The sequence below is a fragment of the Armatimonadota bacterium genome, from assembly GCA_031459855.1.
Lineage (GTDB): Bacteria > Sysuimicrobiota > Sysuimicrobiia > Sysuimicrobiales > Humicultoraceae > Fervidifonticultor > Fervidifonticultor primus.
The window spans coordinates 682023-694117 of record JAVKHP010000001.1; the positions used below are offsets into that span (position 1 = coordinate 682023).

8 protein-coding genes are annotated in these 12095 nt (G+C 72.8%); 5 read left to right on the forward strand and 3 right to left on the reverse strand.

Annotated features, from left to right (window positions below):
• Positions 1-30 precede the first annotated feature (30 nt).
• Both QN157_03105 and QN157_03110 read left to right on the forward strand, forming a co-directional pair.
• Positions 31-738 carry an ABC transporter ATP-binding protein gene (locus QN157_03105; GenBank protein MDR7554573.1) on the forward strand — a complete coding sequence of 236 codons (708 nt, stop codon included), beginning with the start codon at positions 31-33 and terminating at the stop codon, positions 736-738.
• Complete coding sequence (locus tag QN157_03110) at positions 735-3155, forward strand: FtsX-like permease family protein (protein ID MDR7554574.1); 2421 nt, start codon at positions 735-737, stop codon at positions 3153-3155. Before QN157_03105 ends, QN157_03110 begins: the two co-directional genes overlap by 4 nt.
• A gap of 52 nt (positions 3156-3207) precedes the next feature.
• On the opposite strand, the gene QN157_03115 is transcribed toward QN157_03110, so the two are convergent.
• Positions 3208-3588 (reverse strand): spore germination protein GerW family protein, encoded by a 381-nt coding sequence (locus tag QN157_03115; protein ID MDR7554575.1) that lies wholly within the window; start codon positions 3586-3588, stop codon positions 3208-3210.
• 168 nt (positions 3589-3756) lie between these two features.
• Between QN157_03115 and QN157_03120 the strand changes: the two genes are divergently transcribed.
• Both QN157_03120 and ppdK read left to right on the forward strand, forming a co-directional pair.
• The gene (locus tag QN157_03120; protein MDR7554576.1) at positions 3757-4344 is read left to right on the forward strand and encodes a DoxX family membrane protein; all 588 of its coding nucleotides are present in this window, start codon (positions 3757-3759) and stop codon (positions 4342-4344) included.
• A gap of 774 nt (positions 4345-5118) precedes the next feature.
• Positions 5119-8013 (forward strand): pyruvate, phosphate dikinase, encoded by a 2895-nt coding sequence (gene ppdK, locus QN157_03125; GenBank protein ID MDR7554577.1) that lies wholly within the window; start codon positions 5119-5121, stop codon positions 8011-8013.
• 204 nt (positions 8014-8217) lie between these two features.
• Here the strand turns inward: ppdK and QN157_03130 are convergent, their stop codons facing one another.
• Complete coding sequence (locus QN157_03130; protein MDR7554578.1) at positions 8218-9288, reverse strand: CBS domain-containing protein; 1071 nt, start codon at positions 9286-9288, stop codon at positions 8218-8220.
• A 217-nt stretch (positions 9289-9505) separates the two neighbouring features.
• On the opposite strand from QN157_03130, the gene QN157_03135 reads away from it, so the two are divergent.
• The gene (locus QN157_03135; GenBank protein ID MDR7554579.1) at positions 9506-10885 is read left to right on the forward strand and encodes a cyclic 2,3-diphosphoglycerate synthase; all 1380 of its coding nucleotides are present in this window, start codon (positions 9506-9508) and stop codon (positions 10883-10885) included.
• Here QN157_03135 and QN157_03140 read toward each other — a convergent pair.
• Complete coding sequence (locus tag QN157_03140) at positions 10857-11960, reverse strand: VLRF1 family aeRF1-type release factor (protein ID MDR7554580.1); 1104 nt, start codon at positions 11958-11960, stop codon at positions 10857-10859. The two genes, QN157_03135 and QN157_03140, sit on opposite strands and share 29 nt — an antisense overlap.
• Positions 11961-12095: the final 135 nt, after the last annotated feature.

Below are 12095 nucleotides of genomic sequence, written 5' to 3' on the forward strand. Positions count from 1 at the left end.
ATGGCGGCCTCGCACACAGGCAGCGCCTCGGTGGCGGCCCCCCTGGTGCGCCTGGAGCGGGTGTCCAAGGTGTACCGCACGGGCGCCGTCGAGGTCTGGGCCCTGCACGACGTCGACCTGGACGTCCCGGCCGGGGCCTTCGTCGTGATCCTGGGACCCAGCGGCTCGGGCAAGACCACGCTGTTGAACCTGGTGGGCGGGTTGGACAGCCCCTCCAGCGGCCGCGTCGTCGTCGACGGGATCGACATCGCCACCTACGACGACGACGCCCTGACGGCCTACCGCCGTGACAAGATCGGCTTCGTCTTCCAGTTCTTCAACCTGATTCCCACCCTCACGGCGCGGGAGAACGTGGAGCTGGCGGCGGAACTGGTCCCCGCGCCGCGGTCCGTGGACGAGGTGCTGGCCGCGGTCGGCCTGCGCGAGCGTGCGGACCACTTCCCGGGCGAACTCTCGGGTGGCGAGCAGCAGCGGGTGGCGATCGCGCGTGCGCTCGTCAAGAACCCCACCATCCTGCTGTGCGACGAGCCCACCGGCGAGCTGGACGCCGAGACCGGGCGGCGCATCGTGGGCTTGCTGCGGCATCTGAACCGCAGCGAGGGACGCACGGTGCTGCTCGTGACGCACAACACCGCCCTGGCCCCCGTCGCGGACCTGGTGGTGCGGCTGCGCAGTGGTCGCGTGGACGCGGTCGAGCGCAACTCGGCGCCGGCGGACGTTAGCACCCTGCGGTGGTGACCATCCCCGCCCTCGCCCGCAAGCTGCTCCGGGACCTCCGGGCAGCGCGGTGGCAGTACCTGGCCGTGGCGACGATGGTAGCGTGGGGCGTGGCGTTCTTCGTCGCGTCCTTCGCCTCGTACCGCAACCTGGCGGCCTCGTACGCCTTCTCCTACGCCCGGCTGCGCTTCGAGGACTTCAGCGTCGCCGTCCACGCGGCACCCGCGCAGGTCGCCAACCGCCTCCGCGCGGTCCCCGGCGTGGCGGCCGTCGAGGGCCGGCTGGTGGAAGACGTGGCCATCGAGCTGCCGGGGCGGACGGCGACCCGCCGGCTCGTGGGGCGTCTCGTGACGGTGCCGGGGAACCGCCGCCCCCTGGTCAACGACCTGCACCTCGTGGCTGGCCGGTACCTGCGCAGCGCCACCGCGCGGGAGGTCTTGCTCGAGGCGAGCTTTGCGCGCCACCACCGCCTGGGCCCGGGGGCCACCATCGACGTCGTGCGGGGCGCGGCCCGCGTCCGCATGCGCGTGGTGGGGATCGTGCAGAGCCCGGAGTACTTCTTCGTGGTCCGCAGCACGCAAGACATCCTCCCGTACCCGGAGACGTTCGGCGTGATGTTCGTCGCACAAGACGTGCTGGCATCGATGGTGGGAAAGCCGGGACTGGTGAACGAGCTGCGCGTGCGCGTCGACGACCCGCGCCGGCGGCCGGCAGCGATGCGCGAAGCCACCCGCCTGCTGCGAGCCTACCACCCGGAGGCGCCGGTGCCCCGGGAGGAGCAACCGAGCTACCAGCTGCTGGACCAGGACCTGCGGGGCTTCCAGGCGTTCGCCACCCTCTTCCCGCTGCTCTTCTTGAGCGTGGCGGGGGCCACGGTGTACATGCTGCTGTGGCGCATGGTGCACGCCCAGCGGCCGATCATCGGCCTGCTGCGCGCCCTGGGGGTCGGGGCACCGCGGGTGGTGCTGCACTACCTGGCAGCGGCGGCCGTGGTCGGGGCGCTGGGCGGCCTGGCCGGCAGCGTGCTGGGCCACCTGCTGGCGCGCGTCACCACCCACTGGTACGCCACGTTCCTGCAAACCCCGGTCGTCCTGACCCCGCTGCGATGGACCGTCCTGGCCGCGGGATGGCTGATCGGCACCGGCACGTGCGTGCTGGCCGGGATCGTCCCGGCGCGCGCGGCCGCCAGGGTGCGGCCGGCGCAGGCCCTGGTGGAGCCCACGGACGCGGCGGCCCGCGTGCTCCCGCTGGACCGGCTCCTGCCCGGTCTTCGCCGGATACGACTGGCATGGCGCCTGCCGGTGCGCAGCCTGTTCCGCCAGCCCCGCCGCACGCTCTCCACGATCTTCGGCGTGGTGGCCGCCATGTCGCTGATCATCGTAGCGCAGGGCCTGCTAGACTCCTCCACCGCGGCACTCGACCTCTTCCTGGGCAGCGCCGCCGACGACGTCCGCGCGGAGTTCCTGGACTACCAGGACCGAGGCCTCGTCGAGCGCATCCGTGGCTGGCCGGGCGTGCTCTGGGCCGAAGGGACCCTGGAGGTCCCGGTGGAGTTCCGCAAGGGCCCGCGGACCTACGCCGCCCTGCTGGTGGGTCTGGAGCCGGGCACCCGACTCCAGCGTCTGGCCGACGACGGCGGCAGGCCCGTGCGCCCCTCGCCCCACGGGCTGCTCTTCGGGCAGACGCTGCGGGACACGCTCGGCGTCGAAGCAGGCGACGTCGTCCAGGTGACGGTGCCGCTCGCGCGCGTTCCGCACCGTACCCGCCCGGTGCACGCGGCGCGCGTGGCCGGGTTCGTCTGGCAGCCCGTGGGCACCATCGCCTACCTGCCGGCGGACCGGGTACGCCAGCTGCTGGGGGAGACGCTGGGCATGCCGCCCGGGGCCGTTACCAGCGTGCGCGTGAAAGTTGCGCCTCGCGCCCTGCGGGAGATCAGACAGCGGCTGGCCGCCCTCCCGAGCGTTGGCGCCGTGCACGTTCAAGCCGACTTCCGCCGGATGCTCGCGGACCTCATGGCGTTCGCGCGACGGTTTTACACCGCCATGTCCGTCTTCGGCATGGCCCTGGCGTTCTCCATCACGTTCAACACCGTGACGATGAACGTGCTCGAGCGCACCAACGAGGTGGCCACCATGCGGACGTTGGGGGTCAGCCGTGCCCGCATCGTGGCGTGGATCACCGCCGAGAACCTCCTGATCGCCGCCGCGGGCGTGCTGCTGGGCTTGCCGGCAGGACGGGCGCTCACCGAGGCGTTCTTCCGCGCGGCGCAGACCGAGGAGCAGATGGCACTGTTCTCGATGCAGATCGTGATCGCGCCGCGCACTTACGGGCTGGCCACCGCGGCCGTGGTGGTGGTGATGCTGCTCTCGCAGCTCCCGGCCCTGGCGCACCTGCAGCGCCTGGACCTGGCGCGTGCCACCAAGGAACGCGCGACATGAGTCCGGTCCGTGAGGTGCGCCGCCAGCCCTTACGCGGCCCCAGGCGCGCGCCTCACGCCCGCCGTGCGCGGGCGCGCTCCACGGCCCGCACCGTGTAGGCGATCCAGAACACGTTCCAGGCCACCAGCGCCAGGCCGGCCAGGGCGAGCCGCGTCACGTCCACGATGGGCCGGACCGCGGTGCCGGCCTCGGTGATCTCCAGCACGGCCATCGGACGCACCGCGACACCGCCACCGCCACCGCCGCCTTCGCCGGCTTCCTCTTCCCCGTCGTCCTTCTCCTGGTTGCGGCCCAGGCCGAACCCGAACCCGTACGTCACCCTGGCCACCGGCACCAGCGTGCGGCCGTCGGCGCGGATGGGGTCGCCGAAGACGGTCTTGACGGTGGCCTGTTCCTCGATGCGGGCGATGCGGCCGATCAGGTCCTCCAGCACGGTGCATCCCTCCCCGGGACACCGACCCCTTCTTCAATTTAGAATACCGTCGGCGGCCGGAGTGCACATCGGGTCCTGGCTGGAGTCGCGCCGGCGTGAAAATCGGCCTGGCGCCCGATACCGGCACCCCGGGCCGCCCCGTACGCTGCCAGACGGGAGGTGAGGGCAATGGCGAAGGTCACCATCGGCCGGACGGAGATCCAGGATCCCCCGCTGGCCACGTTGCTCTTCAGCAACGTCAAGATGGCCTGGGTGTGGCTGCTCGTGCGCGTCTGGCTGGGCTGGCAGTGGATCGAGGCCGCCCTGCACAAGGTCAACGACCCGGACTGGGTCGTCACCGGGGCTGCCCTCAAGGCGTTCTGGGAGCGCGCCGTGCAGATCCCGGCGCGGGGACGGCCGCCCATCGCCTTCGACTGGTACCGCGACTTCATCAACTACCTGCTGGCGACCGAGAGCTACACCTGGTTCGCGAAGCTGGTGGCCTGGGGCGAGCTGCTGGTTGGGATCGCCCTGGTCCTGGGCGTCTTCACCGGCATCAGCGCCTTCGTCGGGGCGTTCATGAACTGGAACTTCATGATGGCGGGCACGGCCAGCACCAACCCGGTGCTGTTCGTCCTGGCGATCCTGCTGGTGCTGGCGTGGAAGATCGCCGGCTACATCGGGCTGGACTACTTCCTGCTGCCGATGCTGGGCACACCGTGGCGGCCAGGACGGGTGTTCACGCCGTCGACGAGCCCCGCACGCCAGGGAACCTGACGGCCGGCCTGTCCAGCCAGGACATGCGCGCGTACGGCGGCCGCCCACGGGCGGCCGCCGTATTTCGACTCCCTCTTCCGGGAGCCGCCCGACGCCGCGACCGCGGGTCGACACCCTGACTTGACAACGTGATACGTTCCCGTGCGTAGCTCGAGGCCGTGGCGCACCGCTGGCCGCCGCCGACGCCCCGGACGCGATCCCGGGAACCGGTCGCGGGGAAAATCCAACTGCCCACACGGTGCCCTGCTCGCAGCGCCGGCGGCCGGATCCGGGTGCGGAGAAACGTTGGCGCAGGAATTTCGACAGTGTCACCTGTGTGGTGGGTGGTCTTCTGTGGTGGGTGGTCTTCCTGCTGTCGGCACGGTGGGCGTGGGAGAAACGTTCTCGCCGAAATTCCGCCAGCGCTGCGGCGCGGTGGCTGACGCGGTGCCGGGCCCCGGGACGGAGAAATGTCCTCGCAAGAATTTCGATGCCGTGCTACCATCGTGGGGAGTGCGCGGCGGCGCGCCCTGCCAGTGCACGCTACTGCTCGCGCTGTGCGTATACTCTAGTGGGAGTTGGGGATCGGGCAGGATAGGCCGCCAATTTCCGTGGGAGCAAGGGGGCGAGGCGTGCCGTCGTCTGGGTCCGGGCGCAGCCTGGCGCGCGGACCCCGCGGGCGCATTCTGGCGAGTTGCGCGCATTTCGGGCGCCGAGACGACAGGACCGTGCGACCGCGGCGTGCGACCACGGGCGTGAAACCGCTGCGGTGAGACCACGCATGGAGGGAAGACGATGACGATCGTAGAGGCACCACGCACGCAGTTCCGGTGGACGCTGCTCTTCGAAGAGGGCGATGCGTCGATGCGTGACCTGCTGGGCGGCAAGGGCGCGGGGCTGGCCGAGATGAGCCGCATCGGGTTGCCCGTCCCGCCGGGGTTCACCATCACCACCCGGGCGTGCGTCGAGTACATGCGGGCCGGCCGTCGGTTCCCCGAGGGCCTGATGGACGAGGTGGCCGAACGGCTGCGGGCGGTGGAGGCCAAGACCGGCAAGCGCTTCGGCGATCCGGCCAACCCCCTGCTGCTGTCGGTGCGCTCGGGCGCCAAGTTCAGCATGCCCGGCATGATGGACACCGTGTTGAACCTGGGGCTCAACGACCGCACCCTGGAGGGGCTGATCCGCCTCACCAACAACCCGCGCTTCGGCTGGGACGCGTACCGCCGGCTCGTGCAGATGTTCGGGAAGATCGTGCTGGACATCCCGGGGGAGCAGTTCGAGCACCTCATCCAGCAGGCGAAGCGGCGCAAGGGCGTCACCGAAGACACCGCGCTGGAGGTCGAAGACCTCCAGGAGCTGGTGGCGGCCTTCCGGGCGCTCATCAGGAAGGCGCGGGGCGTCGACTTCCCCCAGGACCCCCACGAGCAACTGCGCATGGCCATCCAGGCGGTGTTCGACTCGTGGTGGGGCAAGCGCGCCGTCGACTACCGGAACTTCCACGGCATCCCCCACGACCTGGGGACGGCAGCCAACGTGCAGGCGATGGTGTTCGGGAACATGGGGCCCGACTCGGCGACGGGCGTGGCCTTCACCCGCAATCCGGCCACGGGCGAGAAGGAGCTCTACGGCGAGTACCTGCTGAACGCCCAGGGCGAGGACGTGGTGGCCGGGATCCGGACCCCCAAGCCCATCAGCGCGCTCGCCCAGGACCTGCCCGAGGCCTACGCGCAGTTCGTCCAGGTGTGCGAGCTGCTGGAGCGGCATTACCGCGACGTGCAGGACGTGGAGTTCACCATCGAGCGCGGCCGGCTGTGGATGCTGCAGACGCGGACCGGCAAGCGGACGGCCCAGGCCGCAGTGAAGATCGCGGTGGACATGGCCCACGAGGGCCTGATCACCCGCGAGGAGGCCGTGCTGCGCGTCGAGCCGGGCCAGATCGACCAGCTCCTGCACCCGCGCTTCGACCCGAAGGCGAAAGACGCCGCAGCGCAGGACGGCCGGTTCCTGGCCCGCGGCCTGAACGCCTCACCCGGCGCCGCCGTGGGGCTCGCGGCGTTCGACGCCGACACCGCCGAGGCCTGGGGCCGGGCGGGCAAGCCGGTGATCCTGGTGCGGCCCGAGACCAACCCCGACGACGTCCACGGGATGCTGCACGCCCGGGGCATCCTCACCAGCCGCGGGGGCGCCACCAGCCACGCGGCGGTGGTGGCCCGGGGGCTGGGCGTGCCGTGCGTGGCCGGGTGCGAGGCGATCTACGTCGACCCCGAGCGCCGACAGCTCTCGGTGAACGGACAGGTCGTCAAAGAGGGCGAGTACCTCTCCATCGACGGCACCACGGGCGAGGTGTTCGCGGGCCAGCTCCCCGTCACCGAGCCCAGCCTGGAGGAGCAGCGCGAGCTGCTGGAGCTGCTGGGCTGGGCCGACGGGTTCCGGCGCCTGGGGGTCTGGGCCAACGCCGATTACCCCCGCGACGCGCGGCGGGCGCGCCAGTTCGGCGCCGAGGGCATCGGCCTGACCCGCACCGAGCACATGTTCTTCGAGACCGACCGGCTCCCCATCGTGCGGCAGATGATCCTCAACGCCGCCGAGGCCCAGGCCGCCTACGACCGCGTGCGCGCCGCCGAGCAGGCCCTGGCGCAACAGCCCGACGACCGCAAGGCCAAGGCGGCGCTGGCCGAGGCGAAGCGGGCCGTGCGCACCTCGCCGGCGGTCCGCGCCTACGAGGACGCCCTGCGGAAACTCGAGCGGCTGCAGCGGCGCGACTTCGAGGGGCTCTTCGAGGCGATGGACGGCCTGCCGGTGATCATCCGGCTCATCGACCCGCCGCTCCACGAGTTCCTGCCGCCCCACGACGAGCTGCTGGAGGAAGTGGCGGGGCTGCGCGCGCGCGTGGACGTGCTGCAGGTGCTGCGGCGCCGCGGCCGGCCGCGCAAGGGCCAGCTGTCGCTCGCGGCGCTGCGCGCGCTGCTGGCCGAGAAGGAAGCGGTCCTCCGTCAGGTCCGGGCCCTGCGCGAGGCCAACCCGATGCTCGGCCTGCGGGGCATCCGCCTGGGGCTCACCTACCCGGCGATCACCGCCATGCAGGTGCGGGCCATCATCGACGCGGCCTGCCGGGTGACCAAGCGCGGGATCAAGGCGATGCCCGAGATCATGATCCCCCTGGTCAGTCACCTCAACGAGCTGCGGGAGACCCACCGCGAGCTGGAGGCCGCGGCCCGGGCGGTCATGGCACGTCACAAGGTCACCGTGCCCTACAAGTTCGGGACGATGATCGAGATCCCGCGGGCCTGCCTGGTGGCCGGCGAGATCGCGCAGCTGGCCGAGTTCTTCTCGTTCGGCACCAACGACCTGACCCAGACGATCTTCGGCATCTCGCGGGACGACGCCGAGGGCAAGTTCCTGCTGCGCTACGTCGAGCGCGGGATCCTGCCCGAGAACCCGTTCCAGACGCTGGACCGGGCTGGCGTGGGCGAGGCGATGCGGATCGCCGTGGAGCGCGGCCGCGCCGTCCGCCCCGACCTGGAGGTCGGCATCTGCGGCGAGCACGGGGGCGATCCGGCGTCGATCGAGTTCTGCCACCAGCTGGGGCTGAACTACGTGAGCTGTTCGCCGTTCCGCGTGCCGGTGGCCCGTCTGGCGGCGGCGCAGGCGGCGCTGCGCGAGCGCGTGGAGGTGCGCAAGGACGTATAGGGTCCGACGCGCCCCGGGCCGGCGGGGCGCGCCGGGGCCGATCGCGATATCGGCTGCGGGGGGGCGGCGAGACACGTCCCCCCGCGCTCCCGGCACGGGACGCGCGTCGGGTGAGACGTGCCGTGGGAGGCAGCTGGTCCGGCCCGGCGCGCTCTCAGCACCGCCATGGGATGCGCGTCGGGTGAGACGTGCCGCGAGCGCCAGCTAGTCCGGCCCGCCGCGTTCCTGCAGGGCCCGCACGATGTCGGCATCGCCCACGACGCCGATGATGCGCCCCTGCTGCACGACGGGGAGTTCGCGGGCGCCGGCGCGGGCCAGGCGCGCCGCGCACTCCCAGATGGACAGCTCCGGCGACAGCGTCTCCGCGCCCGGCGCGGGCAGGCCGCCCGCCAGGGGCCGCATGACGTCCGCGGCGATGGCGGTCGTGGGGCCCGGCCGGCGGCCCACCCACCGGTGACCGGCGACCGCCGTCAGGATATCGGAGTCGCTGACGATGCCCACGATCTCCCCGGCCCGGGTGACGGGGAAACGGCGCACGCGCAGCACGCCCATCCGCCGCGAGCACTCCTCGATGGGCGCGTCGGCCTCGACGGTGCGGAGAGGTGCGGAGGCCAGGGCGCCTACGGGCGTGCGCGCCGGATCGCCGCCGGCTGCCACCACCTTGAGCACGACGTCCCGCTTGGTCACGATCCCGCCGCCGGGGAGGTCGGCCACCAGCAGGCTGCTGATGCCCGCCGCCACCATCTTGCCGACGGCCGCCTGCACGGTGGCCTCGCGGTCGATGGTGAGCACCGGCGCCGACATGACGTCGCCGACCGTGCGGGCGGGCCCGGAGCGCTGGGCCCGCTGCAGCGCGCGGTCCTTGCGCACCCGGCGCACGTGCTCCCAGTCGTGGCGCGGCACCAGCGCGGTGAACAGGTCGGTGTCGCTGACGACGCCGACCAGCGTCCCGCCGTCGACCACGGGCAGGCGGCGGACGCGGGCCTGCGCCATCACCTCCGCCACCCGCCGCAGCGGCCAGTGCGGCCGGGCCGTGACCAACCGCCAGGTCATGATGTCGCCGACGGTCAGGCTGTCCGGATCGAACCCCTCGGTGACGATCTTGGTGACCACGTCGCGCATGGTCACGATGCCGTAGTCGACGCCCCCGACGGCGGGTGCCACCAGCACGCTGGAGATCCCCCGCTCGTGCATCGTGCGCACCGCCTCGGCCACGGTGGCGGCGACCGGGACGACCACGGGCCGGGTGGTCATGACGTCGGCGGCCGTGAGCATCGTGTCCCCCTCCTGCACGCGTCGCACCGCTGCAGCGACCGGTACGCCCATGGTAGCATCTGGTGCGCGCTGCCCGCCACGCGGCCGCGGCGCTCACGCGCCCCGTGCGGCTGGAGGCGCCCCCAGGAGGCCGGTGGCGACCCCCAGGAGGCCGGTGGCGACCCCCAGGAGGCGTCGGGCGGCGACGGGAACAGTGCCGCGAGCGGAGGTGATCGGCGTGCACGACGCGCGCGCAGCGCATCCGGGTTCGGCCCCGATCCGCATCGTCCTGCTGGGCGCCGGCGGGCGGGAGTTCCACAACTTCAACGTCTGCTTCCGTGGCCACCCCGGGTACCGGGTCGTGGCCTTCACGGCGACCCAGATCCCCAACATCGCTCACCGCGTCTACCCGGCGGCGCTGGCGGGCCCCGGCTACCCGGAGGGCATCCCCATCGTGCCCGAAGAGGATCTGGAGGACGTGGTCCATCGCGCGCAGGTGGACCAGGTCGTGTTCGCCTACAGCGACGTCTCCCACGAGCACGTCATGCACCTGGCCTCGCGGGCGCTGGCGGCCGGCGCGGGGTTTCGCCTGCTCGGGCCCAAGGAGACGATGCTGCGGGCGCGCGTCCCGGTGCTCGCGGTGGGCGCCACGCGCACCGGCAGCGGCAAGAGCCAGACCGCGCGCCTGGTGGCCCGGCTGCTGCGCGACCGCGGCCGCCGGGTGGTGGTACTGCGGCACCCCATGGCCTACGGCGACCTGGCCGCCCAGGCGGTCCAGCGCTTCGCCACGCCAGACGACCTGGACGCTGCCGGTGTCACCGTGGAAGAGCGCGAGGAGTACGAACCCCACCTGGCGCGCGGCATCGTGGTCTACGCCGGCGTGGACTACGCGGCGGTGCTCCGCCGGGCCGAGGCGGAAGCTGACGTGCTGGTGTGGGACGGCGGCAACAACGACTTCCCGTTTCTCTGGCCGGACCGGCACCTCGTGGTGGTCGACCCGCACCGCGCCGGGCACGAACTCCGTTACCATCCGGGCGAGACGAACCTGCGCATGGCCGACGTCGTCATCATCAACAAGGTGGATTCGGCACGGCCCGACGCCGTGGCGACCGTGCGCCGCAACGTCGCGGCCGCCAACCCCCGAGCGCTCGTGCTCGAGGCTCGCTCTCCGATCAGTGTCGACCATCCGGACCTGGTGGCCGGTCGCCGGGTCGTGGTGGTGGAAGACGGCCCGACGGTCACCCACGGGGAGATGGCCTACGGCGCCGGGCTGATCGCCGCCGAACGCCTGGGGGCGCAGATCGTCGACCCGCGCCCCTACGCGGTGGGCAGCCTGCGGGAGACCTACGCCGCCTACCCGCATCTTGCGCGGGTCGTGCCGGCGATGGGCTACGGGGAGGCGCAGCGCCGGGACCTGGAGGAGACCCTGCGGCGCACGCCCGCCGACGTCGTGGTGATCGGCACCCCCGTGGACCTGCGGCGATTGCTCCGGCTCGACAAGCCGGCCGTGCGGGTCACCTACGACCTCGACGCCGAGACCGCGCGGGCCCTGGCCGAGCTCCTGGACCGCTGGACGGCCGACGGATCGCTCAGCCCGCGGCCGTCGACGGGGTCCTGAGCACCGCCGCGATGCCTCCACCTGCCGCCAGCGGCGCGGCCGCGTCGGCGTGGACCAGCTCCAGCCGTGCGCCGGCCTGGCGCGCCAGGCGAGGCAACTCCGGGTGGTGTGCGAGGCGGGAGGACTCGACGACCACCAGGTGGGCCTGGCGCAGCCGCAGGGCCTCGTCGACCGCCGGCCATCCCAGCACGGCCCGTGTGCCCTGTGCCTCGAGCACGGCGGCCACCAGCTCGCGATCCCGCCGGCGCTCGGCCTCCACGGCGGCCTGCACCGTGCGCTGCAGCATCTCGGCCAGGCCCTCGTAGCGCGGCAACGGCACCGTGCCGACCAGGGCGCGGCGCGCCTGCGGGGGCAGCGCCCGGACCACGGCCGCGGCCGCCTCCTCGGGCCCGCCGACCACCAGCGCCGTAAGACGGCGCGCGGCCAGGAGGCGTGCGGTCTCGGCGGCCACGTGCTCCCAGAACGCCTGGACGTGCGCGCGCCGCCGCGCCTCGAAGGGATCCCGCTGCGTGCCGCGCCCGGCCCCCTCGCCCATCCGGCGAGCGGCGGTCGGACGGCGGCCGGAGGTCTGCCGCCAGTGCTCCGTGTGCAGGTCCAGCGTCTCCTCGGCCAGCAGGGAGGCGTTCCCCAGGTACCCCACGGCCAACCGCGCGTGCCGGGTATCCACGGCGAGGATCGCGTAGGGCGGGCAGGCGTCCAGCGCCTCCAGCAGGGCCGTGACGTCGGGCAGCCCGAACCGCACGCGGTTGGGCAGCGGCACCTGCACGGGGTAGACGCGCCAGAGGTCTGGCGCGGCGAAGAGCGCGAGCCCGCGGGCGGAGGGCTTCCACGTCCTGACGTAGGCCGTCACGCGCTGCGCCAGCGGACGCGCCACGCGCCGCCGAGGAGGCGGGAGGTCGCGCAGCAGGTCGCGCAGGGCGTTCTCCAGCCAGATCAGGTAGGCGGGGTGCACCGCCTGGTGCTCGGGCAACGTGGGATCGGTGGCCAGCGCCACCGACAGCACGTCGTCGCGGTCACGCTCCAGCAGGTCGTCGAGGTCCTCCGCGCGCGGGAGCAGGGACAGGTCGCCGGCCATCGCAGTCCTCCGCAGAACGGCTGGAAAGGCGTTCCAACACCATTGTACGGCGCAGAGCGCGCCCCGGGATCGGGTGCCGACCCGAGGGGCCCGCAACGCCCACCCGATGGCACCAGACGCCCGCATCGGGCACAA

Bases quoted from the DNA above. Each gene is read 5' to 3' on its own strand.
- QN157_03120 (MDR7554576.1), top strand. From the start codon at position 3,757: ATGGCGAAGGTCACCATCGGCCGGACGGAGATCCAGGATCCCCCGCTG.
- ppdK (MDR7554577.1), top strand. From the start codon at position 5,119: ATGACGATCGTAGAGGCACCACGCACGCAGTTCCGGTGGACGCTGCTC.
- QN157_03130 (MDR7554578.1), bottom strand. From the start codon at position 9,288: ATGCTCACGGCCGCCGACGTCATGACCACCCGGCCCGTGGTCGTCCCG.
- QN157_03140 (MDR7554580.1), bottom strand. From the start codon at position 11,960: ATGGCCGGCGACCTGTCCCTGCTCCCGCGCGCGGAGGACCTCGACGAC.